21 protein-coding genes are annotated in these 24,161 nt (G+C 61.0%); 11 read left to right on the forward strand and 10 right to left on the reverse strand.

Annotation, left to right across the window (positions count from 1 at the left end):
• Positions 1-185 precede the first annotated feature (185 nt).
• Together EA798_RS07885 and EA798_RS07890 are read left to right on the forward strand one after the other, a co-directional pair.
• Complete coding sequence (locus EA798_RS07885) at positions 186-2,096, forward strand: ATP-binding cassette domain-containing protein (RefSeq protein ID WP_122098583.1); 1,911 nt, start codon at positions 186-188, stop codon at positions 2,094-2,096.
• A 161-nt stretch (positions 2,097-2,257) separates the two neighbouring features.
• On the forward strand, positions 2,258-2,950 hold the full coding sequence (locus EA798_RS07890; RefSeq protein ID WP_106158401.1) for a DUF6901 family protein: 693 nt from the start codon (positions 2,258-2,260) through the stop codon (positions 2,948-2,950).
• Between the two features lie 49 nt (positions 2,951-2,999).
• Here the strand turns inward: EA798_RS07890 and EA798_RS07895 are convergent, their stop codons facing one another.
• The gene (locus tag EA798_RS07895; RefSeq protein WP_015276691.1) at positions 3,000-3,440 is read right to left on the reverse strand and encodes a universal stress protein; all 441 of its coding nucleotides are present in this window, start codon (positions 3,438-3,440) and stop codon (positions 3,000-3,002) included.
• A gap of 199 nt (positions 3,441-3,639) precedes the next feature.
• Between EA798_RS07895 and EA798_RS07900 the strand changes: the two genes are divergently transcribed.
• Genes EA798_RS07900 through EA798_RS07910 form a run of 3 tightly spaced genes read left to right on the forward strand, consistent with a single transcriptional unit; the run spans position 3,640 to position 5,447 of the window.
• On the forward strand, positions 3,640-4,116 hold the full coding sequence (locus EA798_RS07900; protein WP_122098584.1) for an MFS transporter: 477 nt from the start codon (positions 3,640-3,642) through the stop codon (positions 4,114-4,116).
• Between the two features lie 39 nt (positions 4,117-4,155).
• Positions 4,156-4,938: a class II glutamine amidotransferase gene (locus tag EA798_RS07905; RefSeq protein ID WP_106158403.1), complete on the forward strand. Its 783-nt coding sequence runs from the start codon at positions 4,156-4,158 to the stop codon at positions 4,936-4,938.
• Entirely contained in the window at positions 4,932-5,447 is a 516-nt protein-coding gene (locus EA798_RS07910) for a DUF2937 family protein (RefSeq protein ID WP_122098585.1), read from the forward strand. The genes EA798_RS07905 and EA798_RS07910 overlap by 7 nt, the downstream gene beginning before the upstream one ends.
• A 63-nt stretch (positions 5,448-5,510) precedes the next feature.
• On the opposite strand, the gene EA798_RS07915 is transcribed toward EA798_RS07910, so the two are convergent.
• From EA798_RS07915 to EA798_RS07930, 4 genes are all read right to left on the reverse strand, one after another.
• Positions 5,511-6,689, reverse strand: a complete 1,179-nt coding sequence (locus tag EA798_RS07915; RefSeq protein ID WP_106158405.1) for a vWA domain-containing protein — start codon at positions 6,687-6,689, stop codon at positions 5,511-5,513.
• Between the two features lie 49 nt (positions 6,690-6,738).
• Positions 6,739-7,143: a GFA family protein gene (locus EA798_RS07920; protein ID WP_106158406.1), complete on the reverse strand. Its 405-nt coding sequence runs from the start codon at positions 7,141-7,143 to the stop codon at positions 6,739-6,741.
• Positions 7,144-7,191: 48 nt separating this feature from the next.
• Positions 7,192-8,040, reverse strand: a complete 849-nt coding sequence (locus EA798_RS07925) for an AAA family ATPase (RefSeq protein WP_106158407.1) — start codon at positions 8,038-8,040, stop codon at positions 7,192-7,194.
• A 145-nt stretch (positions 8,041-8,185) separates the two neighbouring features.
• The gene (locus tag EA798_RS07930; RefSeq protein ID WP_122098586.1) at positions 8,186-9,256 is read right to left on the reverse strand and encodes a DUF748 domain-containing protein; all 1,071 of its coding nucleotides are present in this window, start codon (positions 9,254-9,256) and stop codon (positions 8,186-8,188) included.
• Between the two features lie 124 nt (positions 9,257-9,380).
• On the opposite strand from EA798_RS07930, the gene cysK reads away from it, so the two are divergent.
• Positions 9,381-10,355: a cysteine synthase A gene (cysK, locus tag EA798_RS07935; RefSeq protein WP_106158409.1), complete on the forward strand. Its 975-nt coding sequence runs from the start codon at positions 9,381-9,383 to the stop codon at positions 10,353-10,355.
• 48 nt (positions 10,356-10,403) lie between these two features.
• On the opposite strand, the gene EA798_RS07940 is transcribed toward cysK, so the two are convergent.
• Positions 10,404-11,318 carry a DMT family transporter gene (locus EA798_RS07940; RefSeq protein ID WP_122098587.1) on the reverse strand — a complete coding sequence of 305 codons (915 nt, stop codon included), beginning with the start codon at positions 11,316-11,318 and terminating at the stop codon, positions 10,404-10,406.
• Between the two features lie 128 nt (positions 11,319-11,446).
• Here EA798_RS07940 and aceK point away from each other — a divergent pair, with 128 nt between their 5' ends.
• Together aceK and EA798_RS20805 are read left to right on the forward strand one after the other, a co-directional pair.
• The gene (gene aceK, locus EA798_RS07945) at positions 11,447-13,168 is read left to right on the forward strand and encodes a bifunctional isocitrate dehydrogenase kinase/phosphatase (RefSeq protein ID WP_106158411.1); all 1,722 of its coding nucleotides are present in this window, start codon (positions 11,447-11,449) and stop codon (positions 13,166-13,168) included.
• Between the two features lie 217 nt (positions 13,169-13,385).
• Positions 13,386-13,511: a PA1414 family protein gene (locus EA798_RS20805; RefSeq protein ID WP_256075639.1), complete on the forward strand. Its 126-nt coding sequence runs from the start codon at positions 13,386-13,388 to the stop codon at positions 13,509-13,511.
• Positions 13,512-13,524: 13 nt separating this feature from the next.
• Here EA798_RS20805 and EA798_RS07950 read toward each other — a convergent pair whose 3' ends face one another.
• A complete protein-coding gene (locus EA798_RS07950) occupies positions 13,525-14,196 on the reverse strand; it encodes a glutathione S-transferase (protein ID WP_122098588.1) in 672 nt (223 codons plus the stop codon).
• 87 nt (positions 14,197-14,283) lie between these two features.
• Between EA798_RS07950 and EA798_RS07955 the strand changes: the two genes are divergently transcribed.
• Positions 14,284-14,871 carry a tRNA-uridine aminocarboxypropyltransferase gene (locus EA798_RS07955; protein WP_122098589.1) on the forward strand — a complete coding sequence of 196 codons (588 nt, stop codon included), beginning with the start codon at positions 14,284-14,286 and terminating at the stop codon, positions 14,869-14,871.
• 44 nt (positions 14,872-14,915) lie between these two features.
• On the opposite strand, the gene EA798_RS07960 is transcribed toward EA798_RS07955, so the two are convergent.
• From EA798_RS07960 to EA798_RS07970, 3 genes are all read right to left on the reverse strand, one after another.
• The gene (locus EA798_RS07960) at positions 14,916-16,268 is read right to left on the reverse strand and encodes an HlyD family type I secretion periplasmic adaptor subunit (RefSeq protein WP_122098590.1); all 1,353 of its coding nucleotides are present in this window, start codon (positions 16,266-16,268) and stop codon (positions 14,916-14,918) included.
• 64 nt (positions 16,269-16,332) lie between these two features.
• Positions 16,333-18,483 (reverse strand): type I secretion system permease/ATPase, encoded by a 2,151-nt coding sequence (locus tag EA798_RS07965; RefSeq protein WP_122098591.1) that lies wholly within the window; start codon positions 18,481-18,483, stop codon positions 16,333-16,335.
• Between the two features lie 31 nt (positions 18,484-18,514).
• The gene (locus EA798_RS07970) at positions 18,515-19,870 is read right to left on the reverse strand and encodes a TolC family outer membrane protein (RefSeq protein ID WP_106158416.1); all 1,356 of its coding nucleotides are present in this window, start codon (positions 19,868-19,870) and stop codon (positions 18,515-18,517) included.
• Positions 19,871-20,301: 431 nt separating this feature from the next.
• Between EA798_RS07970 and EA798_RS07975 the strand changes: the two genes are divergently transcribed.
• Positions 20,302-23,649 carry a retention module-containing protein gene (locus EA798_RS07975; protein ID WP_122098592.1) on the forward strand — a complete coding sequence of 1,116 codons (3,348 nt, stop codon included), beginning with the start codon at positions 20,302-20,304 and terminating at the stop codon, positions 23,647-23,649.
• A gap of 60 nt (positions 23,650-23,709) precedes the next feature.
• Positions 23,710-24,051, forward strand: coding sequence for a tryptophan synthase subunit beta (locus EA798_RS07980; RefSeq protein ID WP_106158418.1), 342 nt, complete (start codon positions 23,710-23,712; stop codon positions 24,049-24,051).
• Positions 24,052-24,161: the final 110 nt, after the last annotated feature.

Raw genomic sequence — 24,161 nt, forward strand, 5'->3', positions numbered from 1 at the left:
GTTAAACGCGCATTAAGCTCCGGTAACAAACAAACGCGCACTTCCGACGAGCGTACGTCGCCATTCGCTACCGCGCTGTCCGCCGAAAGGGCGCGACCGCGCCCGTGCGGCCGATAAAGCGGCGCCCGCAGCGGGCGGCCGGCAGCTATCTGATAGAATGCGCGCCCTGTTTTCCGGAGGTAGCCATGACCCTGCTCAAGTTCACCGATGTATCCCTCGCCTACGGCACTACGCCGTTGCTGGACGGCGTGTCCTGGCAGATTGCGCGGGGCGAGCGGGTCTGCATCATCGGCCGCAATGGCACTGGCAAATCCAGCATGCTGCGCCTGGTCAAGGGCGACCGCAGCGCCGATGACGGTGAAATCTGGCGTGCTCCGGGCCTGAAGATAGGCGAGCTGCCGCAGGAACTGCCTCGTGCGGATGACCGCACCGTCTTCGACGTGGTCGCCGAGGGCTTGGCCGGAGTCGGCGAGTTGCTCGCCGAGTACCACCACCTCAGCCAGAACATCCAGGACGAGGCCGACCTCGAGAAGCTGATGCACGTGCAGCAGGCGCTCGAAGCGAAGGATGGCTGGCGTTTGCAGCAGTTGGTCGACAGCACCCTGAGTCGCCTGCAGCTGCCCGCCGACCGTACGCTTGCCGAGTTGTCCGGTGGCTGGCGCCGACGGGTATTGCTGGCTCAGGCGCTGGTGTCCGAGCCTGATCTGCTGCTGCTCGACGAGCCAACCAACCACCTGGATATCGGCGCGATCGCCTGGCTGGAAGAGGCACTGACCGGCTTCAACGGTGCCGTACTGTTCATCACCCACGACCGGGCGTTCCTGCAGAACCTGGCGACTCGGATCCTCGAGCTGGATCGTGGTCACCTGATCGACTGGAACGGGGACTACGCCAGCTTCCTGGTGCACAAGGAGCAGCAACTGGCGGCAGAGGAAACGGCCAACGCGCTGTTCGACAAGAAGCTGGCTCAGGAAGAAGTGTGGATTCGCCAGGGCATCAAGGCGCGGCGCACCCGTAACGAGGGTCGTGTGCGTGCGCTCAAGGCATTGCGCGCGGAGCGCAGCGAGCGCCGTAATGTCCAAGGCAAGGCCACTTTCCAGGTGGAAACCGCGGAAAAGTCCGGCAAGCAGGTCATCGTCGCCGAGCAGGTGACGTTCGCTCACGTAGGTGGCGAGCCGCTGATCAGGGACTTTTCCATGGTCATCCAGCGCGGCGATCGCATCGGTTTGCTCGGCGCCAACGGTACCGGCAAGACCACGCTGCTCAAGCTGCTGCTCGGAGAACTGCACCCTACCAGCGGCTCCATCGAGTTCGGCACCAAACTCGAAGTGGCGTATTTCGACCAATTGCGTCACCAGCTGGAGCTGGAGAAGACCGTGGTCGACAACCTCGCCGAAGGTCGCGAGTTCATCACCATCGATGGGCAGAACCGACACGTGCTGAGCTATCTCGGCGACTTCCTGTTCAGTCCGCAACGGGCCCGAACGCCAGTCAAGGCACTGTCCGGAGGTGAGCGGGCACGGCTCTTGCTCGCCAAACTGTTCAGCAAGCCGGCGAACCTGTTGGTGCTCGACGAACCGACCAACGATCTCGATGTGGAAACGCTGGAACTGCTTGAAGAAGTGCTGCTTGGCTTCCAGGGCACCGTGCTGATGGTGAGCCACGACCGTGCCTTCCTCGACAACGTGGTCACCAGCACGCTGGTGTTCCAGGGCGGCGGTGAAGTGCGCGAGTACGTTGGCGGTTATCAGGACTGGCTGCGTCAGGGCGGTTCGCCCCGCTTGCTGGGTGTTGCCGAGTCCGGCGGCGAAGCGAAGGATGCGAAGAAAGCGCAGCAAGCGCCTGTCGCTCCGGTGGTTGCCGAGGTTGCGCCGGCCAAGAAGAAGCTCAGCTACAAGCTGCAGCGCGAACTGGAGGCTTTGCCCGGTCAGATCGACGAGGCGGAAAAGGCGATCGAGGCCTTGCAGGCGGAGATTTCCGACCCGGCGTTTTATCAGCAGGCGGCTGATAAAACCGCTGCCGTGTTGAGCCGTCTCGAGACGTTGCAGGCCGAGCTCGATGGCTTGCTGGAGCGCTGGGCCGAACTCGAGGAGTAACCGGCCGTGCATACGCGGGCGCGGTTTTCATAGCTGCGCCGCGCAGCGAGAGGGCGCGGTGCAACGGGTCTCGATCACGGCTTATGAGATGGATCAATGCCCAGCCTGCTGGCGCGTAGTTAAGTATCCGTATCGGATCATGCAGTCATGATGGAGCGTTAATGGCAATCGAATACCGCATCACCCTGGATGATGAACACGACTTCAGTTACCGGATCGAACTGGATCGTGAGTACGACAAGGAGGTCGCCGCGCAGGCGCCGAAATGGACCCGGCTCGATCACCAGCGCTGTTCGAACTGCCCGCTGAGCAAGGACGATTTCAGTCATTGCCCCGCCGCGGTCGATCTGCACCGGGTAATCGAGGACTTCCAGGGGTTACCGGCCGTACAAAAGGCCCTGGTGTGGGTACGCACGCCCGAGCGTGAATACACCAAACAGGTTGGCCTGGATGAGGGCTTGCGCGCGCTGCTCGGCGTGATCATGGCCACCAGCGCCTGCCCGGTGCTCGGACGGCTGAAGCCAATGGCCAAGCAGCATTTGCCGTTCGCCAGCAATCATGAGTTCGTTCTGCGCGCGGTGTCGCTGTATCTGGCCCGGCAATATTTCAACTTGCGCGAAGGCCGGCATGCCGACTGGGAGCTGCGCGGACTGGTGCGTTCCTTTCAGCAGCTGCAACTGGTCAATCAGGCGTTCTGGCAGCGCATTCACGACACCTGTCACGCCGACTCCAATCTCAAGGCCTTTCTGACGTTCTTCTCGATGGCGTCCAGTCTGACCTATTCACTCGAGACTCAACTGCAGAAGATCCGGCCGCTTGTCATGAGTGCGGGCGACGGCGTCGAAGCGATCTGATCGGCTCGGTGTGCGCAGGGTGGCGGCCATCCTGCGCAGCGACGAATACCTATTCCGCTTTCTTCAAGCGTACCGCCAGCACATCGCAGGGCGCGCCGTGCAGGATGTCGTTGGCGGTCGAGCCCAGCAGCAGGGCAAGCCCGTGGCGCCCGTGACTGCCGACCACGATCAGGTCGCAACCCTGTTCCTTTGCCAGCCGATGCACTTCCTGGCGGGGTTGTCCGTAGGCGAGGTGACGGTTTTCCGGAGCCAGACCCGGGTAGCTGTCGGCGAAGCCGTTCATGCGGCCACGGGCCTGGTCGAACTGCTGTTGCTGCAGCATCGACAGATCCATTGGCACATCGCCGCCAAAGGCCATGGCCATTGGCTCGATGATATGTACCAGGCTCAGTTTGGCGCCTGATGTACTGGCAAGTACCTGCGCGCGGGCGACGACAGGGTGGCATTCCTCGGTCAGATCGATGGCGACCAGTATGTGTTTGTAGGGCATGGCGTGCTTTCTCCTTCGTGCCGGTTGCCAGAGTCCGTGGCCGGTCCGGCGATATGGGGATTACCCTTTCGTTTAAGAGGTTTATACGATCTTGCTCGTGGGTCCGCCAGTGGCTTGTTGTCACCATCAATGACGGCGAGGGGGCACTGACTGCTATCATGGCCGCCTTTGTTGCCGCGCGCTGTATCGAGAAAACGCCATGCCGATGTTCGACTCCGACTATTCGCTCGCCTGGACCCTGTACGGGATAGCGGCGCTTGGGTGCCTGTTGTTCTGGTTCCGGGTAACGCGCTGGATGTGGCGCTGGTTGCGCGAGCCGCTGCGCTTGCTCGCTGCCGTGTTGCTCTTCACCCCGACCATCGTCGACCCGGCGAAGGAACTGTTCGCGCCTGCTGTGGCCATTACTGCCATGGACCTGGCGTTCAAGGTCGGCAACAACGCGTGGCGTGCCGTGGCTGATCTGGCGATGTACGGTCTGATCGCCTTTGGCTTATATCTGCTGCTGGTAGCCATTCGTTGGCCCATCGAGCGCAAGTACGGACGGCGCGGCGAGAGCCAGGCTGCGGATGAAGATAACCGAACGCTGCGCGAACGCATGGACGATCAAGGGGACGACGACTACGAGCGCGATTACGCGCCGTCACGTGGGCGTATGCGTACCGAACCGCGGCTATAAGTCGGCCAGAACGAGGCAGAAACTCTCGGGAGATGACGCATGTGTGAGCTGCTTGGCATGAGCGCCAACGTTCCCACCGATATCGTTTTCAGTTTTACCGGCCTGATGCAGCGAGGCGGAAAGACCGGGCCGCACAAGGACGGCTGGGGTATCGCCTTCTACGAAGGTCGCGGCCTGCGGTTGTTCCAGGATCCGGTCGCCAGCTGCGAGTCTGAAGTGGCGAAGATGGTGCAGCGCTACCTGATCAAGAGCGAGGTGGTGATCGGCCATATTCGTCATGCCAATGTCGGCAAGGTTTCCCTGGTCAATACGCATCCTTTCGTTCGCGAGTTATGGGGGCAGCATTGGTGCTTTGCGCACAACGGCCAGCTCTCCGATTTCGAGCCGCCAAAAGGCATTTATCGTCCGGTTGGCGACACGGACAGCGAGCGAGCTTTCTGTGATCTGTTGAACCGGATCCGTCTGGACTTTCCTGACCGCTGCGCGCCGGAAAGCGTTTTGCCCGTATTGCTGGGCGCGTGCATCGAGTACCGCCGCAAGGGCGTGTTCAACTGCCTGCTGAGCAATGGAGAGTGGTTGTTCAGTTTCTGCAGTACCAAGCTGGCAGAGATCACCCGGCGTGCTCCATTCGGTCCGGCGCAGCTGCGAGACGCCGAACTGACAGTGAATTTCCACGCCGAAACCACACCTGATGATGTCGTCACGGTTCTGGCCACCGAGCCGCTAACCAACAATGAACAATGGACATTGCATGAGCCCGGCCAATGGAGTTTGTGGCGGCTCGGCGAATGCATCGCCCAAGGAAAAGTGACCGAATGCTGAGAAGCTACCTGCGCCTCACCCTGTTCGCCTTTGGCCTGTTGGTGGGTATCCAGGTGCCTGGCTTTATCGAGGCATACGCCCAGCATGTAGAAGCCAGGCGGCTGGAGGCTCAGCAGGGGTTGCAGGGCTTTCAGGAGACGGCGCAGCGCTTTTTCAATGGCGATATCCATGCGCTGGTCCAGCACTACCGCGACAGTGACGACCCGGTTTTCCAGAGCGATGCGCAAAGCGTGGAGCAGCTGGTGCGCCGCGCGCAGATGCTGGAACGGGAGTGGCAGGCGATGCAGCAGCCCTGGTATGCGCGCGCCGTGCATGTACTCCTCGGCGCCGAGCGCAGCCTGCGCCAACAGGTGTGGAACAGCTACCGATATCAGGTTCTGCTCGTCCCCGAAGCCATCGCCTGGGGACTGAGCTGCGCGTTGTTGCTGGCCTGGCTGGTGGAAAGCCTGCTGGTGGCGGCAAGCTTTCCATTCAGATCACGAGCGCGGCGCTACAAGGGGTATCGCTGACTACTTGCGGCTATCCCGGCAGGCCCGGTGCGGACGCACCGGCTTGCAGGCATCTCCAGGCGATCACTTGGCCAGAAACTTCATCCCTTCCTCCAGTCCGCTCAGCGTCAGCGGATACATACGGTCTTCCACCAGCTCGCGAATGATGCCGGTGGAAGAGGTGTAGCCCCAGGTGTCCTTGGGGTAGGGGTTGATCCAGATGAGTTTCTTGTACTTCTCCATGAAGCGCTGCATCCAGACGTAGCCGGCTTCCTCGTTCCAGTGCTCGACACTTCCGCCCGGCTGGGTGACCTCATAGGGCGCCATCGCCGCGTCACCGACGAACACCACCTTGTAGTCCGCGCCGTACTTGTGCAGTACATCCAGCGTCGAGGTGCGCTCCGAGGTGCGGCGGAAGTTGTTCTTCCATACCGATTCGTAGATGAAGTTGTGGAAGTAGAAGTACTCTAGGTGTTTGAACTCGGTCTTGCAGGCTGAAAACAGCTCCTCGCAGACCTTCACGTGGGCGTCCATCGAGCCGCCGATATCGAACAGGATCAGCAGCTTCACCGCGTTGCGCCGCTCCGGTCGCATCTGGATATTGAGCAGGCCGGCATCCCGCGCGGTGTGGTCGATGGTGCCGTCGATATCGAGTTCGTCCGCCGCGCCCTGACGAGCGAACTTGCGCAGGCGACGCAGGGCGATCTTGATGTTACGCGTACCGAGCTCGACCTGATCGTCGAGGTTCTTGTACTCGCGCTGATCCCAGACCTTCACCGCCTTGCCCTGGCGCTTGCCGGCATCGCCGATACGAATGCCTTCGGGGTTGTAGCCGCCCGAGCCGAACGGGCTGGTGCCACCGGTGCCGATCCACTTGTTGCCACCGGCGTGGCGTTCCTTCTGTTCCTCGAGACGCTTCTTGAATTCTTCGATCAGCTTGTCCAGGCCGCCGAGAGACTGGATCTGTGCGCGCTCTTCATCGCTCAGGCTGCGCTCGAACTCCTTGCGCAGCCAGTCTTCCGGGATCAGCGCTTCGAGATGCTGATCGAGGTTTTCCAGGCCCTTGAAGTAGGCGCCGAAGGCGCGGTCGAACTTGTCGAAGTGGCGTTCGTCCTTGACCATCACGGTGCGCGCAAGGAAATAGAACTCATCCATGTCGGCAAACACGACGCGGTGTTTGAGCGCGTCGATCAGGTCCAGCAGTTCGCGTACCGACACTGGCACCTTGGCGGCGCGCATCTCATTGAACAGGCCAAGCAGCATGGCAGAAAACCTCTGGCGCACCGCGGTTGGCGCGCAATGTTCGGGGCGCTCAGCGGGGGCTGTCGCCGTTGTATTGGGGCATCCCGTCGCGAATCTCGTACCAGTCGGCCTTGGAGTCGACGTAGATATGCGATTGCGGCGGCTCCGGTAGCGGTGAATCGAGGGTGCCGGCCGCGATCCCAAGCTGGTGTTCGCGGTTGTCGACGAACTGAAGATTCGAGCCGCAACGGATACAGAAGGTGCGCGTCACGTGTTCGGAGGAGTGGTAGACGCCCAGCTGGTCCTTGCCCGACATGATGTGGAAGGCTTCCAGCGGTACGCTCGCGTAAGTGGCGAACGCTGCGCCATGGGCCTTGCGACACATCTTGCAGTGGCAGTGAGTCAGCTCGTTGATGGGTGCGTCGATGCGATAGCGCACGACGCCACACAGGCAGCTACCAGTATGCGTTTGCATGATCTTCCTCCAGTGAGTTCGCAGCCGGCTCACCGAAGCCGGCTTCGATCAGCGGCTGTTGGCGCGCCGACTCATGAAGGCTAGACGCTCGAGCAGCATCACGTCCTGCTCGTTCTTGACCAGCGCACCGGCCAGCGGCGGGATCGCGCGGGTCGGGTCGCGCTCGCGCAGCACGGCTTCGCCGATGTTGTCGGCCATCAGCAGTTTGAGCCAGTCGACCAGCTCTGAGGTCGAGGGCTTCTTCTTCAGCCCTGGCACCTTGCGCACATCGAAAAAGACGTCGAGGGCTTCGCTGACCAGCGACTGCTTGATGCCGGGATAATGTACGTCGACGATCTTCTGCAGCGTTTCCCGGTCAGGGAAGGCGATGTAGTGGAAGAAGCAGCGGCGCAGAAACGCGTCCGGAAGTTCCTTCTCGTTGTTGGAGGTGATGATGATGATCGGCCGCTGGGTCGCCTTGATCGTCTCGTTGGTCTCGTAGACGTAGAACTCCATCTTGTCGAGTTCCTGCAGCAGGTCGTTGGGGAACTCGATGTCGGCCTTGTCGATCTCGTCGATCAGCAGGATGACCCGCTCGTCGCTCTCGAAGGCCTCCCACAGCTTGCCCTTCTTGATGTAGTTCTTCACGTCGTGGACTTTGTCCACGCCCAGCTGCGAATCACGCAGGCGGCTTACCGCGTCATACTCGTAAAGGCCCTGATGCGCTTTGGTGGTGGACTTGATGTGCCAGGTGATGAGCTTGGCGCCGAACGATTCGGCGAGCTGCTCGGCCAGCATGGTCTTGCCGGTGCCTGGCTCGCCCTTGACCAGAAGGGGACGTTGCAGGGTGATGGCGGCATTCACTGCAAGTTTCAGGTCGTCGGTGGCGACGTAGGACTGGGTGCCTTCGAATTTCATTGCGGATTCCTTCGGCGGGGCCTGGCACGCAGGCACTCGTTGTAGTCAGGTGGAGGACTATAAGGGAAGGCCGTGCGGCTGTGAACGCGAGCGCATCATTCAGTCACTGAATGTCTGGCCGCGCGTTTCTGGTGACGCCTTCCAGTTATTCGTCTTCGTCCAGCGCACGCTCGAAGCGCGCAGTGAAGGCTTCGACGAATGCGTTGCGCAGTATCGCGATGAACGCCTGGAACGGGCTGACGTCCGTCTCCTTGGTCGTGCCGGACAGCTCCACACGCGTGGCGAACTGGTCCTTGCGCTGGTTCTTCAGAACTTCCTGTCCGCCGCCGACCACCGCCTCCCACAGTCCGCGGAAGAAACCCTTGTTCTCGTTGGCGACGTCCTGCTCGTAGTCGAAGATGTCGACATTGCGCAGCAGCGGCTTGATATAGCCGTCGAGCTGACTGTCGTTGGCTTCGACTTCGACGACGAGGTCACCCGTGCCGCCGGCGAAATCGAAATTGGCGTAGGCGCGACTGAGGTCGTTCAGCTGTTTCAGCGGCACTCCAGTGACGCGCAGATTGACTTCGAAATCCTCCCAGTCGGTGAACGGATCGAAGCTGGCGGTCGCTTCGATGGGGGCCTGATTGAACAGCTTGCCCGTGCCCTCGAAGAAAGCTGTCCGGGTGCCGTCGGCATCGTCGGTATTGGTCAGGTTGTACAGGCTGGCCTGGATATCGCTGGCGTAGACGTGTACTTGCGGGTCGGAGGAGAAGTTGCGGAACGACAATTGGCCATCGACGACGCGAATCTCGTTGAGCGTGATCGGTACCAGTGCGTCGAGCTGATCACGCCAGTCGACGCCTTCCCCATTCTGCGAGTCGCCACTGTCACCGCCATCGACGAAATTCAAATGAGGTTGCTCGAAAACGACTTCGCCGACGATCTCTCGGTGTCGCAGAATGCCATCCCAGCTGATGGCGATGTCGATCGCCGGCGCCTTGAGCAGAGGTGCTTGTACGCGCTTGTCCTTCTTCTCGATCAGCAGGCCTTCGACACGGTACGCGCCGCGCCACCAGGCGAGGTCGACGTCTTCGACATGCCCCTGATAGTCGCCCATGTCGGCCATTTTCTCGTTCAGGTAGTTGCGCACCAGATGCGGCAGAGCGAGATGCAAGAGGATCAGCAGCAGGCCGATCGAGAGCAGGATCCACAGGGGAAGCAGGCGACGGGTCATGGCGGTCCGGAGATGAGCGGGATGTTGACGATGGACCCCGGGTCGCGGTTGTGAGTTCGGCTGGACTGCTGCATGGACTGCGCATAGGCTGATTGGTCTGATACTCCTCGGACAGGGCATTCCCATGAGTCGCATATTTGCAGACAACGCACGCTCCATCGGCAACACCCCGCTGGTCATGATCAATCGCCTCGGCCCCAAGGGCGTCACCATCATGGCCAAGATCGAGGGCCGCAACCCTGCCTATTCGGTCAAGTGCCGGATCGGCGCCGGGATGATCTGGGATGCCGAAAGCAGCGGTCGGATCAAGCCGGGCATGACGCTGGTCGAACCTACCTCGGGCAATACCGGCATCGGTCTGGCGTTTGTTGCCGCGGCGCGTGGTTACAAGCTGATGCTCACCATGCCGGCGTCCATGAGTCTGGAGCGGCGCAAGGTACTCAAAGCGCTGGGTGCCGAGCTGGTGCTCACCGAGCCGGCCAAGGGCATGAAAGGCGCGATCGAGAAGGCAACCGAAATTGCCGCCTCGAATCCCGAGCAGTACTACATGCCGCAACAGTTCGAGAATCCGTCCAACCCGGCCATCCATGAAAAGACCACCGGTCCGGAAATCTGGAACGACACCGATGGGAGCGTCGACGTGCTGGTGGCGGGTGTCGGTACTGGCGGGACAATCACCGGTGTCTCGCGCTATATCAAGAACACCAAGGGCAAGCAGATTCTTAGCGTGGCCGTGGAACCGACCAGCTCGCCGGTCATCAGCCAGACCCTTGCCGGTGATGAGGTCAAACCCAGTCCGCACAAGATCCAGGGCATCGGCGCCGGATTCGTGCCGAAGAACCTCGACCTGTCCATGGTCGATCGGGTCGAGCTGGTCGATGACGAAGAGGCCAAGCAGATGGCCCTGCGGCTGATGCGCGAGGAGGGCATTCTCTGCGGCATTTCCTGCGGTGCGGCGATGGCGGCCGCTGTTCGACTGGCCGAGCGACCGGAAATGCAGGGCAAGAACATCGTCGTCATCCTGCCTGACTCGGGCGAGCGCTACCTGTCCAGCATGCTGTTCAGCGACATGTTCAGCGAGCAGGAGCTGGTGCAGTAATGCAGTAATGCAGTAATGCAGTAGTGCATTGCGACGCAGTTGAGCAAATCAACTGCGTCGCGCGTCGGCCTGTGCCTGAGCGGCTGGCGCCTGGCGCAGGATCAGCCACAACGCCAGCCCGATCAGCGCACCGCCCTGAACGTAGGCCCAGGACAGTGGCTCATCGAGAAACAGCACGCCCCATAGCACACCAAACGGTGGGATCAGGAACGTCACCGTCAGGGTCTTCACCGGTCCGATATCGGCCAGCAGCCGGAAGTAGAGGATGTAGGCGAACGCCGTGCAGACCAGGCCCAACCCAAGCAGACTGAGCCAGACGCTGGTATCGCCCCAGCTCTGCGGCGGAGCGTTCAGCAGCGACCATCCGAACAGTGGCAACAGGCACAGTGCGGCGCCGGCCTGGCTGCCAAAGGCAACCATTTCGCTATCCAGCCCGCCGTCCCGGTTGATCCAGAGGCGCGTGAGAAAACCGCCCAAACCATAGCAGGCAGTGGCGCCCAGGCATGCCAGGGCTCCGAGCAGCAGCCCCATATCCAATGGCACCGGGCCGATGCGCATCAGCAGTGCCACACCGGCTAGCCCGCTGAATACTCCCAGCACCTTGGCAAGCGTCAGTTCCTCAGCGAAGAACAGCGCGCCTATCAGCACACCCATCATTGGCGTGGTGGCATTGAAGATGGCCGAATAACCCGCCGGCATCAGTTGTGCGGCCACCGCATACAGGGCGAACGGTACGCCCGAGTTGATCACGCCAAGCACCAGGCACAGGCCGAGCTTGCCGCGAAAATCCCAGCGCCTGCGCAGCACGGCGAGGATTGCCAGCAGCCCTGCAGTTGCCAGCAGCACGCGAAAGAATGCTGTGGGAAAGGTGCCAAGGACTGGCGCGATGACACGCATGAAGAGAAAACTCGCGCCCCAGATGGCGGCGAGGGCAAGCAGGCGAAACATATCGAGCGGACGCATGAAGCGAGCTTCTAGCACAAGGGAGCTGCAAGTGTTGTCGCCCATCTGCCAACAGGCAATCCGAAACCGACTTTCAAACCGCGTGCTGCTAAGCTCGGCGGACGTTCATGTCCTGCAGTGGGTGCATCATGGTGGAGCAGAAACTGGCCGCTGAAATTGCTCGGCAGATCCTTCTCGGTTTCGACGACTATCGCGAGCACTTCCGCGTGATCACCGAAGGTGCTCGGTCTCGCTTCGAACAGGCGCAGTGGCAGGAGGCGCAGCGCGCCTCGGCAGCGCGCATCAATCTCTATGAGGAGAAGGTCGGGGAAACCCGGCGTGGCTTGCTGGCCGGCTTCGATCATGCCGATCTGCTTCAGGTCGAAGCCTGGCCGCAGATCAAGAGCGCCTATATCGAGCTGATCAATCCACGCTTCGACGACGAGCTTTCGGAGACCTGGTACAACTCGATCTTCTGCGGGCTGTTCAGCCATGACTGCATCAGTGATGGCACCATGTTTATCCATACCACCCGGCCGGCGGTGCGCGTTCAGGAGCGCCAGGCACAGACGCGCACCTACCGGCCCAACGGCGATCTGGCGGGGATGCTGGAGCAGATCCTGAGCGATTACGCCTTCGCCGTACCCTATTGTGATCTGACGGGAGACCTCCAGCGGTTGCAAACGCAGCTGTGCGAAACGCTGCCCGATTGGGTCTGCAAGGACCCGGAGCTGACCGTCGAACTGTTCGTCTCGGTGCTGTACCGCAACAAGGGCGCCTACCTGCTCGGCCGCATCTTCACCTGCGATGAGCAGTGGCCGCTGGTGATCCCGTTGTTGCACCGCGAGGGTGAAGGCATCGTTGCCGATGCGCTGATCACCGACGAAGCGGAGGTGTCGATCATCTTTTCCTTCACGCGCTCGTACTTCATGGTCGAGGTGCCGATCCCGGCGGAATTCGTCGGCTTTCTCAAGCGCATCCTGCCTGGCAAGCACATCGCCGAGCTGTATACCTCGATAGGGTTCTACAAGCACGGCAAGTCGGAGTTCTACCGCGCGCTGATCGATCACCTGGCCAACACCGACGATCGCTTCGTCATGGCGCCCGGTGTGCGCGGGATGGTGATGACGGTGTTCACGCTGCCCGGCTTCAATACGGTGTTCAAGCTGATCAAGGATCGCTTCTCGCCGATCAAGAGCGTCAACCGTGCCACTGTGATCGAAAAGTATCGCCTGGTGAAAAGCGTCGACCGGGTAGGGCGCATGGCCGACACCCAGGAGTTTGCCGACTTCCGCTTTCCCAAGGCCAAGTTCGATCCGGAATGCCTGGCCGAACTGCTGGAAGTAGCGCCCTCTACGGTAGAGGTGCAGGGCGATACCGTGCTGGTGCGCCACTGCTGGACCGAGCGGCGCATGACGCCGCTTAATCTCTATCTGGAAAACGCCAGCGAACAGCAGGTACGCGAGGTGCTGGAAGACTATGGGCTTGCCATCAAGCAGCTGGCGGCAGCCAATATCTTTCCCGGCGACATGCTGTTGAAGAACTTCGGCGTTACCCGCCATGGAAGGGTGGTGTTCTACGATTACGACGAGATCAGCTATCTCACCGAGGTGAATTTCCGCCATATCCCTCCGCCGCGTTACCCGGAAGACGAGATGGCGTCGGAGCCATGGTATTCGGTGGGGCCGAATGACGTGTTCCCTGAAGAGTTTCCGCGCTTTCTGTTCGCCGACCATGGGCAGCGTCGGCTGTTTGCCAGCCTGCATGGCGAGCTGTATGACGCGGATTACTGGAAGGGTCTGCAGGACGCGATTCGCGGCGGCAAGGTGATCGACGTGTTCCCTTATCGGCGCAAGGCTGACCGTAATTGAGCGTACAACCTGTAGTGCCTTGCCGCCGATGAACAGGTTCTGGTGGAACGCCTTTGCACCGCCCCGGTCGCAGTTGTAAAGCGCCGTAACAAAGCGGCGCTAATTGCGGAGCCCTCGGCAGCAAAGCGCACGAGCGTCAGTTGGAAAGTTGGATTATGCTGTCCGTGAAGCCTGCATGGCTCCGATGTAACCCGTTATCTGGCAGGAGGGTGTGACCATGAAAGCAAGGCTCAATGAAATGTTCTGGAAGCTGGCGGTCGCTCTTGGCTTGATCGAGCCGCCTCGTATGCAGCCTATTCCAGTGCGCGCCCGCCGCGAGCAGGACCGCCGCGCTTCCCGGTAACGCGGCCAGTCCGCTACGCGGCGGGCAAGGCGGGTCCTCCGCGTTCCACGGCTCGTTTATAGGCGGGCCGCTGTTGTATGCGCTGCAGGAAATTCATCAGCCGCGGGCGGCTCTCGTCCAGTCCAGCTCTGGCGCGCGCCGCTTCGATCGGAAAGCTCATTTGTATGTCCGCCGCGCTGAAGGCATCTCCAGCGAACCAGTCGGACTTCCCCAGTTTCGCTTCCATGTAATCGAGATGAGTCTTTAGCTGCGGCCCGATGAAGGCCCGATTGGCGCCCTTGGCGATCGCGCGTGCCACCGGGCGGATAAAGAAGGGCATCGGCCCGGTGGCGACCCGGTCGAATACCAGCTTGAGCAACATCGGCGGCATCGCCGAACCTTCGGCGTAATGCATCCAATAGCGAAACCTGCGGTACTCCGCGTTGCTGCTTTGCGGCGCGAGCCGGCCATTTCCATATCGCTCCAGCAGATATTCCAGAATGGCTGCCGACTCGGCCAGCGTCAGTTCGCCATCGGTGATCACCGGCGATTTTCCCAGCGGATGAACGGCTTTGAGCTCGGCGGGGGCGAGCATCGTCTTCGGGTCACGGGGATAGCGCTTTATCTCATAGAGCAGTTCCAGTTCCTCCAGCAGCCAGAGGACGCGATGCGATCTGGAGTGATTCAGATGATGGACTGTGATCATGCCAGCTCCTTGTCATGGGGTCGGTGCAAGCATAGTCGGTCTGCACATTGACGCCGGATATGGCAGACTCCGCCGCCGAGGTGAGCCATGTCCCGTCCACGATGTTCGCGCTGCCAGCGCCCCTTGTCGCTCTGTCTGTGTGCATTGATACCCTCGCTGGATAGTCGCACTCAGGTGCTTGTCCTGCAGCATGCCAGCGAAGCGAGCCACGCCTTGAATACGGCGCGCTTGGCGGTGTTGGGGTTGCGTAACGCGCAGCTGCGGGTCGGCGAGAATTTCACCGATGAATCCAGCGGCGACGTGCCGAGCTATCTGTTGTTTCCCGGCGAAGAGGCGGTGCCGCTGAGCACACTTGCCGGCGCAGACCGACCTATCCGACTGATCGTGCCGGATGGGACCTGGCGCAAGGCGCGCAAGATTTTGCATATCAACCCATGGCTGGCAGCACTGCCGCGGGTAGCGCTGCCGGAAGGGCTGGCATCCCGCTATCGTCTGCGCAAGGCACCGATGCCGGGGGCGCTGTCGACCATCGAGGCGATCGTCACAGCACTGAATATCCTGGAAAGGCCTGCGGAATTCGATGAGCTGCTACGTCCGTTCGACGCGCTGATCGAGGGGCAGATCGACGCGATGGGTGCGCTCACATACCAGCGCAACCACGCCGGCGGCGCTTGATTGCGGTGCCGGTCGGTTGTCGTGTCGAGCAGAAGTGATCCGACCTAACGTTCGCGCAGTGCTTCGTGTCGTGCCTTGAGAATGGGCTTGAGCATGTAATCCAGCACGCTTTTTTCGCCGGTGATGATGTCCACGGTAGCGACCATTCCGGGGATGATCACCAGTTGGTGCCCAGGCGAGCCCAGGTAGTTCTTCTCCGTGCGAACCTGGATCAGATAGAAACTGCGCCCATCCTTGTCGGTGATGGTGTCCGCGCTGATCAGTTCCAGATTGGCTTTCAGGCCGCCGTAAATCGTGTAGTCGTAAGCCGAGAACTTGACCATTGCCTTCTGCCCAGGATGCAGGAAGGCAATGTCCTGCGGTCGCACCTTGGCTTCGATCAGCAGGCTGTCTTCCAGCGGCACAATTTCCAGCAGGTCGCTGCCGGGCTGTACCACGCCGCCAATCGTGTTGACCTTCAGCTGCTTGATGATGCCATGTACTGGTGAGACCACCGTCGTGCGGCTGACGCGGTCATCGATCGCCACGCTGGTGGCGGTGATCTTCTGCAGCAGCGTGCGAGCGGCATTCAGCTCCTTGAAGGCTTCGGCACGGAAGGCGAGTTCGGATTGTTCGATTCTGCTCTGGATTTCGCTGGCAGCTGCCTCGGCGCGCGGCAGAGCGAGCGTGGTGGCATCGAGTGCGCCGCGCACATCGACCATGCTCCGGCGTAGTCGCAGGATCTCAACCTGCGAGATCGCGCCTGTTTCCACAAGCGGAGTCGACATGTTCAGCTCCTGCTGAATGAGCGACAGGCTGGAACGGTACTGTTGCTGCTTGGAGCGAAATTCGGCGACCTCCTGCTGTTTCTGCGTCAGCTGCTCCTTGAGGATTCGCTGCTCGCTGCGCAAGCGCTGCTGGCGCGATTCATAGAGGGCGCGTTCGTCTTCGGCCAACTGTGGCGCATCGCGGGTGATCTCTTCCGGAAGGGCGAGCGGCCGACCTTCCGCCTCGGCTGCCAGCCTCTCGACTCGTGCGAGCAGCGACAAGCGTTCCACTTCGGTTTCCTCCTGATTGGAGAGAAATCGCGTGTTATCCAGGCGCAGCAGCGTGTCGCCCTTGTTCACTACCTGTCCCTCACGGACGTATATCTGCGCCACGATGCCGCCCTCAAGGTTCTGCACCGTCTGGATCTTGCTGGAGGGAATCGCCTTGCCTTCTCCCGTGGTCACCTCCTCGAGCACGGCATAGTTGGCCCAGATCAGCACTCCGGCGAGCAGCAGCGTCGTCAACCAGACGGTCAGGCGAGCCAGCCACGGAGAGTCCTCGAGAATCGCGCCCTGGATTTCGGGCATGTACTCGGTGTCCTGCTTGCGGCGGCCAAACTTGCCGAAAAACACCATCGGCCCAGGCATCATTGCGAAACTCCGTTGCGGATGGCTGCCACTGCAGCCGGTGCGCGATACGTCATGTCGGCATGTTTCATACCGACGCCGGCCCCACATGCCCTTTGCGCAGTGCTTCGATGACCGCCGCTTTCGGGCCGTCCGCGACAACGCGTCCGCAGTCCAGTACGACCAGGCGCTCGACCAGGCTGAGCATGGACATGCGATGGGTAATCAGCAGCATCGTTTTGCCTTGGGACCAGCCCAGCAGGTGGTGCCGCAGTGCATCCTCACTGCTGTTGTCCATCGCACTGGTGGGCTCGTCAAGCAGCAGAATCGGCGGGTCGAGCAGCAGGGCGCGCGCCATAAGCACAAGCTGGCGCTGGCCACCGGATAACAGTTGGCCGCGCTCACCTACAGGCCGGTCGAAGCCGAGCGGGTGCTGTCTTGCCAGTTCATAGGCGCCGGTGAGCTTGGCCACTTCAAGCATGCGCTCGTCGCTGACGTAGCGTGCGCCCAAGGTCATGTTGTCGCGCAGGCTGCCGGCCAGCAGCGGCATGTCATGCGAGACATAGCCGATCTGGCTACGCAGATCCGCTACGTCTATCTGCCGCAAATCCAGGCCGTCGACGAGGATCTGCCCTTCATCGGGTGCGTACAGCCCCATGATCAGACGTGCCAGGGTGCTCTTGCCCGAGCCGCTGCGGCCGATGATGCCAACCCGTTCGCCTGGCGCGATATGGAAGTTGATGTTGCGCAGCGATGGACTGCTGAGCCCCGGATAAGTGAATGTCAGTTGTCGCAGGTCGAGGGCACCGTTCAGGTGAGTCCGCTCCAGCGGGCGTTGCTTCTCCTGACGCTCCTGGGGCAGTGCCATTAGCGCATCGGTGCTTTTCATCGTCAGCCGCGCCTGCTGCAGACGGGTGATCAGGCTGGCGATCTGTCCCAGCGGTGATAGCACGCGACTTCCAAGCATATAGCAGGCGACCAGTGCGCCTACGCTGAGATCGCCGGCGATGATGCTGTAGACACCTGCCACGATTGTCGCCATGCCGGCGAATTGCTGTAAAAAAAGCGTGCCGTTCATTGCGATCGCAGACAGCATCCGGGCATGGCTGTCGAGCCGGGTGAGCGCGCCGTGAGTCTGTTCCCAGCGATGCTGGCGCTCGCTCTCGGCACCACAGGCCTTCAGCGTCTCCAGGCCACCCAGGGTCTCCACCAGCAAGGCTTGCCGTTCGGAGGCGAGCGCCAGGCTTTTTTGCACCGTGTCTCTCAGGCGGGTCTGAATGATCAGCGCGAACAGAGCGGTTATCGGAAAGGCGAGGAGCGGTATCACCACCAGCCAGCCGCCGATCAGGCCGATGACCAGGATGATCAGCAGCGCGAAGGGCAGATCGATCAGGCTGGTCAAGGTGACCGCGGTAAGAAAGTCGCGCAGCCCCTGGAAGTCGTGAATGCTCTGTGCGAAACCGCCGACGGTCGCCGGGCGGGAATTCATTGTCATGCCGGTGATGCGCTCGAACAGCGTGGCCGACAGCACCACGTCCGTCTTTTTGCCGGCGGTATCGAGCAGGTGCGCGCGCAGCACGCGCAGCAGCAGTTCGAATGACGTTCCGATGAACAGACCTATGGCCAGTACCCAAAGCGTGGCTGTCGCCTGGTTGGGTACCACGCGATCATAGGTCTGCATGACGAACAGCGGGACCATCAAGCCCAGCGTGTTGACCAGCAGCGTGGCGACCATTGCGTCGGCGTACAGCCAGCGTGACAGCTTCAGCGTGTCGCGAAACCAGGCATGCACTCGCGGCAACAGCGGGTTACGTGTCTCTTCGAGCTCATGTCGTGGGCGGGCGAAGAACGCCTCGCCGCTGTAGTCCTCCGCCAGCGCGTCCTTGGCCACCCATTGCTCGCCGCCCTCGGCCTCGCTGGGCAGAATCAACGCCTGGTTGTCGTCGCCCCACTTGGCTAGCACCGCGCTGCGGCCATCTTTCAGCAGGAGTAGAACCGGGAGGTTGAGGGCGGATATTGCCGTCAGCTTGCGCTTTATCACGCGCCCCTGCAGCCCGGCGCGGGCAGCTGCCCGCGGGAGCAGTGTCGCACTCAAGCGCTGGTTGGGCATCGGCAAACCCGCGCTCAAACTCGCACGGCTGGCAACGCAGCCGTGCTGTTTGCACAGGATCAGTAGCCCGTCGAGCAGCGGATCGTCGTGGCTGAGCCGCGGATCGCTCGACGGCGCTACCCGTTCCATGGTCGTCAAATGGTCGAACTCCTGTGCAGGCTTATCTCAGTTCCGGTAAACGCGCTTCGCTCTTCACTTCGGAAAGAGCGGTCGCTTCGCTGGGAACCACGACGTTCTTGACGCGAGCGAGATCGCCCATCGCTGCGATGACGCGGTACATCGAGAACTCCTCGGTGTAGCGCACATCGGTGTAGCGTCGGTTGGCGGTGAACAGCTCGTTCTCACTGTCCAGCAGGTCGAGCAGGGTGCGCTGACCGAGGCCGAACTGCTGCTGATAGGCCTCGCGTACGTTGCGGGTGTAATCGGCATATTCGCGGGCTTTGGGCGTTTGCAGGCGTGCGTTCTCCATCGCGTTCCAGGCTAGGGAGAGGTTCTCGTTGAGCTGGCGAAGGGCATTGTTGCGAATGTCCATCGCCTGGTTGATCTGGTGCGAAGCACCGCGCAGGCGAGCTGTGTCGCGGTTGCCGTTGAACAGGTTGTAGTTCATCACCACTGCGGCTCGCCAGCTGTTGTAGTGACCTTCCTGGCCTCCCACGTTGTCGTTGGCGCCGCTGGCCAGCTCGACGTCGAAGCGTGGGTAGAACGGCGACTTGGCGATTTCGTACTGCTTCTCCGCAGCCTGAACATCCGCCTGTGCGGATTTCAGGTACGGGTTGTTCTCGACCACGCGCTGGCGTGCGTCGAGCACGGTGGTGGGCAGCTCGCCGCGTAGCGATGCCGGTGTTTCCAGTTGGTCCGGGAGGCGGCCAACCACGCTTACGAAATTCGCTTCGGCATCAGCGAGGTTCACCTGCTCGGTGTACAGGTTGTTCTCGGCCAGGGCTCGACGGGCTTCGGACTGGTCGACGTCCGCGTTGCTGCCGACACCGCGCTGGCGGCGCAGGCCGATCTGGTCGTTGATACGCAGGTGTGCCTGCAGGTTGTTCTCCGCCAGCGCCACCATCTCGCGGCGCTTCAACACGTCCAGGTATACCTGGACGGTGCGCAGGGCGAGGCTTTCGGTTGTGCCAAGCACCTGATAGGCCCTCGCGTTCACCACCGCTTCGGTACGGTCCACTTCGTTTGGCGTGTTGAAACCGTCAAACAGCATCTGCCGCAGCCGAACCTCGGCATCGCGTGCGTTCAGCGTTTCAGTGTTGTGGTTGCCCAGTGCACGGGTTGTCGGGCTGTCCGTGTGCTCGCGTCCGTACGCGAGCACAAGATCAACGGTAGGCAAATAGCCGCCCTTGGCCATTTTCGCCTGCTCATCGGCAGTCAGCCGGCTGTTGATGTCGGCGCGCAGTTCCGGATGGTTTTCAAGGGTGCTCTGAATCGCTTCGGTAAGGCTCATCGCCTGTGCTTGGGTGCAAGCCATCGCCAACAGCATTGCACTCCAGAGTGGGGTCAGTTTGCGCATTTTGGTTCCCTGCTTGTCAGTGTGGACTGAGTACAACTATTGATATTATCAATCGATATTGGCCAATGGATGGATTAATACCTGTCTCGTTTCAACCGAGTATAGGGGCATCTTTTGCCAATCGCCTATGCAAAAAAAATGTAAGGCAATAGGCCTCCAATAGCTAGTTGCTATTACATCTTAGGCCCCGTGGTGCGGGCGTTTTATTGATTTTGGTCAGTGTCTGTTTTTTTTTCTCAAGTACGTTTGATTGCAGTAAAGGGTGCTAAGTTAAAAGTGTTCAGCAGCTCGCCGGGCGAGCCAGAACAGCTTTTATTTGATGCTCGAATAATAGTTAAAAGCTATTAATCGGCTACTAGAAGAAGCAAAACGCCATTAGTGGCAAGCGGCAGCACGGTCTCGCCGCGCCGGCAGGCGATTCGGAGGATGAGATGGCTAAGTTGATCGGAACCGTCAGGCAGGTAGTGGGTGAAGTTTTCGCGGTGGGAGAGGACGGACTCCGTCGCCCTCTGGTCGAGGGGGATCGCGTGTTTGCCGGTGAGCGGATCATTACCGCAGGTGGTGCGGTAGATATCGACCTCGTGCAAGGCGGCGAGCTGACCTTGGGTCGTGGATCGGAACTGCAGCTGACCGAGCAATTGCTGGCAGACGCCCAGGGGGGCGACAGTTCAGCGCCGTCGGCGACGGATCTCGCTGACGTCGAGGCGCTGCAGCAAGCCATCGCCGCGGGCGAAGACCCGACTCAGCTGGCTCCTGCGACCGCTGCAGGCCCGGCCGCCGGCGGTACGGGCGGCGCAGGCGGCGGACACTCGTTTGTGCTGCTCGATGCAGTTGGTGGTGCGATCGATCCAACGATCGGCTTCCCCACGGGAGGCTTGACCTCTGTGCCGGAATCTCCCGACTTGGTCACCGATGCGCTGATTGAAGATGAGCCGGTGGTGGATGGAACGCCGACGGCAATCAACGATACCAACAGCCTGAATGAGGATACCCCCAGCGTGACAGGGAACGTTCTGGCCAACGATCTGCCAGGGACCGACGGCGGCATTTCCGTCGTTACGACTGGCACACAGCAGGGCCTCTACGGTCAGCTGATCCTGGCCGCTGACGGTACCTATACCTACGTGCTTAACAACGGCCTTGCGGTTGTTCAGGGCCTGGACAGCGGTGAAACGCTGACCGAGACCTTCAGCTACACCATGCAGGACGCCGACGGCGACCCGTCGAGCGCACAGATCACCATCACCATCATTGGCAGCAACGATGCGCCGACGCTGAGCGTGATCGGTGCCCAGGTGTTTGAGTCCGGCCTGGCCACCGGTTCCGATGCCAGCGCCAGTAGCGAATTCGCCAGCGGCACCTTCACCATCGGTGATGCGGATGGCCTGGACGATATCCAGAGCGTCAGCATCAACGGCACCAGCGTGGCGATCGGCAGCCTGGTGGGCAGCAGTTTCGCTGGCGCTCACGGCACCCTGACGGTCACCGGTTATGACGTGCTGACCGGCATCGCCACCTATCAATACCAATTGACGAGCCCGACTACCGACGTGGCCGGCGTGGCTGAAACCGATACCTTCGCGGTCAGCGTCTCCGATGGTACGGCCTCGGCCTCTGGCAGTCTGGTAATCGATATCGTCGACGACGTACCGACCGCTGCCAATGNCTTTGCCGGTGCCCACGGTACTTTGACGGTCACCGGCTATGACGTGCTGACCGGCATCGCCACCTATCAATACCAGCTGACCAGTCCGACCACCGACGTGGCCGGCGTGGACGAAAGCGACGTCTTTGAGGTGAGCGTCTCGGATGGCACAACATCGGCTTCGGCGAACCTGATAGTTGGAATCATTGACGATGTGCCAACGCTGGGTACCTTTGTAAATGCTGTGATCCCTAATGAGATCGGTACCGTGAACGGTACATTCGCGGTCGTGCCGGGCGCTGACGGACCGGCTGGGTTTGAAATCACCGGGCCACAGTTGAGCGGTGTAACGTATCAAACGACCAACAATTATGTTGGCGACACTTTCGTCAGCACAACACTGACGGCGCTGACCTCTGCCAATGAATCTGTATTCACTCTGACGGTAAGCGCCAACGGCACTTATAGCTTCAATTTGATTGCGCCTGAGGCGGGGTACACCGAGGCTATCGACTTCACCAGCCTTCAGCCGGGCACCCCAGTCACCACTATCAGTAGCCCCACCTATGGGTGGACGTTCGATGGTTTGAAGTTCACCGGTACCTTACCAACCAGTTTTACGAATCCGGACAGTGGCAGTGGCTCCAATAGCGACTTGCTCAACGTGTCTGGAAATGGCTTTGGCTTGGGTAGCGCCAGCTCTGTTCCCGATAACGCGGGGTTCCTCTATACCCAAAGTGGCGGCGCGGACAGCCTGCGCTTCTATGCGGATCTCACGTCCAACCTAAAGGGCGCCGTCTATATCACCTGGGCGGCGTACGGCAGCGTTGTCGGCGGTGATCCTTTAGCGACAAGTACCGGGCTAGGCATCACGCTGACGGCAGATGGTTGGGTTGTCATCGATCCGGGTGTGTCTTTCGAGAATCTCGTCGTTCGAGTCGATGTTCAGAATGGCGGCAATGGGGGGATTCGCGTTCAGGACTTCTCGTATACCCGCGAGGTGCTTCCAGATGATCAGAGTCTATCGTTCACCGTTGTGGCTCAGGATGGTGATGGCGACCTTAGCAACGCTGCATCGCTGAACGTGCAGATCACCGCAGCGAACTCCGCTGGCACCTTTGTGCTTGACGGTACGGTAGGTAACGACGTGATTGCAGCCAGCAGCGCGATTGATGTAATCGATGGCAAGGCTGGGTTCGACATGGTCGATTACAGCGATGCCACGACTGGTATTGCTGCCAGTCTGGCGACCGGTCTCGGGTCGGCAGGTGCGGCTGGGGACACCTACACAGGCATCGAAGGCATCCTCGGTAGTGCCTTCAGCGATACGCTGGTCGGAGACGAGTCGGACAATTACCTGGCCGGCAATGCAGGTGACGATATCCTTATGGGCGGCGGTGGCAACGACACGTTGATCGGCGGTATAGGAAGCGACACCCTCTCCGGCGGGGCCGGCAACGACCTGCTCGCTGGCGGTATGGGCGCCGACGTGCTCGATGGGGGGGCTGGCATCGATACGGCGGATTACCGGACCGATACTGCCGGTGTGACTGTCGATCTGGTCGCGGGCACCGGCATTGGGGGAGAGGCTCAAGGCGATACGCTGACCGGCATCGAGAACCTACTGGGTGGCGCGGGCAATGACACGTTGACCGGAGATGGTGGTGACAACTACCTCGACGGCGGTGCCGGTAATGACACGCTCTACGGCGGTGCTGGCAACGACACGCTGCTGGGTGGTGCCGGGGACGATATCTTGGTGGGAGGCCTGGGTGACGACACCCTGACAGGAGGTGCAGGTCGCGACAGTTTCGTCTGGCGTGTGGGTGACGGGGGGGGGACTGACACTATCACCGACTTCCAGATTGACCCGGCCGGTACCAACACGGATGTCATCGATCTATCGCAGCTGCTCATTGGCGTTCCGGAGGACGCGGCGACCCTGGGCGATTATCTGGACTTCGCTTTCGGTGGCGGTTCGACGACTATCTCGGTCAGCCTGACACCGGGCGGTGCGCCAGTTCAGGACATCACCCTCAATGGTGTGGACTTGAGTGCGCTGTATGGCAACGATGTAGCCGACGTGATCTCGGGACTGCTCGACGACGGTGCGCTGAAAGTCGACAACGGCTAAAGCTGGTGGAGAGTCGGCCCGCTACGCGGCAGCGTAGCGGGCCTTTTTACGGAGAACGATATGCTCTACATAGAGCGGGACGAGCTGGGTCTTTTGCGTCGTGTCGAACCGGTTCCTTTCGACGGAATGACCGGCACGTTGCGTGCCGATAGTGACGAAGCGCAGAGTTGGCTGGCGACTCACGGGGATGAGCAGGTACAGCTGGCTGGCCTGCAGGCATCTGACCAGGATATGGCGCGTGTCGTGGAGGATCTGGTCGGTGTGCTGATCGCCCGCGGTGTCATACGCTTTACCGATCTGCCTGAAGCTGCGCAGCGCAAGCTGCACGCCCGTGCCCAGACACGTGCACGGCTGGGCGGGCTGAGTACGTTGCTGGACGACGAAGAGCAGTCACTGATCTAGGCCAGGCACCCGGTAGAACTCGTCTCAGCAGGCGACATCGCATCGCTGCGTCGCATCCTCTTGCCGCGTCTCCTTTCGCTCTTCATGAGTCCGCTTATCGCCATGCCCCG

Source organism: Pseudomonas songnenensis (assembly GCF_003696315.1).
In the GTDB taxonomy this organism is placed as follows: Bacteria; Pseudomonadota; Gammaproteobacteria; order Pseudomonadales; family Pseudomonadaceae; genus Stutzerimonas; species Stutzerimonas songnenensis.

What these genes read in the sequence shown, in the direction of transcription:
- EA798_RS07930 (WP_122098586.1), bottom strand. Translation starts at nt 9,256, where the DNA reads ATGACCCGTCGCCTGCTTCCCCTGTGGATCCTGCTCTCGATCGGCCTG.
- EA798_RS07965 (WP_122098591.1), bottom strand. Translation starts at nt 18,483, where the DNA reads ATGGAACGGGTAGCGCCGTCGAGCGATCCGCGGCTCAGCCACGACGAT.
- EA798_RS07885 (WP_122098583.1), top strand. Translation starts at nt 186, where the DNA reads ATGACCCTGCTCAAGTTCACCGATGTATCCCTCGCCTACGGCACTACG.
- EA798_RS20805 (WP_256075639.1), top strand. Translation starts at nt 13,386, where the DNA reads ATGAAAGCAAGGCTCAATGAAATGTTCTGGAAGCTGGCGGTCGCTCTT.
- EA798_RS07910 (WP_122098585.1), top strand. Translation starts at nt 4,932, where the DNA reads ATGCTGAGAAGCTACCTGCGCCTCACCCTGTTCGCCTTTGGCCTGTTG.
- EA798_RS07960 (WP_122098590.1), bottom strand. Translation starts at nt 16,268, where the DNA reads ATGATGCCTGGGCCGATGGTGTTTTTCGGCAAGTTTGGCCGCCGCAAG.
- EA798_RS07925 (WP_106158407.1), bottom strand. Translation starts at nt 8,040, where the DNA reads ATGAAATTCGAAGGCACCCAGTCCTACGTCGCCACCGACGACCTGAAA.
- EA798_RS07890 (WP_106158401.1), top strand. Translation starts at nt 2,258, where the DNA reads ATGGCAATCGAATACCGCATCACCCTGGATGATGAACACGACTTCAGT.
- EA798_RS07970 (WP_106158416.1), bottom strand. Translation starts at nt 19,870, where the DNA reads ATGCGCAAACTGACCCCACTCTGGAGTGCAATGCTGTTGGCGATGGCT.
- EA798_RS07895 (WP_015276691.1), bottom strand. Translation starts at nt 3,440, where the DNA reads ATGCCCTACAAACACATACTGGTCGCCATCGATCTGACCGAGGAATGC.
- aceK (WP_106158411.1), top strand. Translation starts at nt 11,447, where the DNA reads ATGGTGGAGCAGAAACTGGCCGCTGAAATTGCTCGGCAGATCCTTCTC.
- EA798_RS07920 (WP_106158406.1), bottom strand. Translation starts at nt 7,143, where the DNA reads ATGCAAACGCATACTGGTAGCTGCCTGTGTGGCGTCGTGCGCTATCGC.
- EA798_RS07955 (WP_122098589.1), top strand. Translation starts at nt 14,284, where the DNA reads ATGTCCCGTCCACGATGTTCGCGCTGCCAGCGCCCCTTGTCGCTCTGT.
- EA798_RS07940 (WP_122098587.1), bottom strand. Translation starts at nt 11,318, where the DNA reads ATGCGTCCGCTCGATATGTTTCGCCTGCTTGCCCTCGCCGCCATCTGG.
- EA798_RS07980 (WP_106158418.1), top strand. Translation starts at nt 23,710, where the DNA reads ATGCTCTACATAGAGCGGGACGAGCTGGGTCTTTTGCGTCGTGTCGAA.
- cysK (WP_106158409.1), top strand. Translation starts at nt 9,381, where the DNA reads ATGAGTCGCATATTTGCAGACAACGCACGCTCCATCGGCAACACCCCG.
- EA798_RS07905 (WP_106158403.1), top strand. Translation starts at nt 4,156, where the DNA reads ATGTGTGAGCTGCTTGGCATGAGCGCCAACGTTCCCACCGATATCGTT.
- EA798_RS07950 (WP_122098588.1), bottom strand. Translation starts at nt 14,196, where the DNA reads ATGATCACAGTCCATCATCTGAATCACTCCAGATCGCATCGCGTCCTC.
- EA798_RS07900 (WP_122098584.1), top strand. Translation starts at nt 3,640, where the DNA reads ATGCCGATGTTCGACTCCGACTATTCGCTCGCCTGGACCCTGTACGGG.
- EA798_RS07915 (WP_106158405.1), bottom strand. Translation starts at nt 6,689, where the DNA reads ATGCTGCTTGGCCTGTTCAATGAGATGCGCGCCGCCAAGGTGCCAGTG.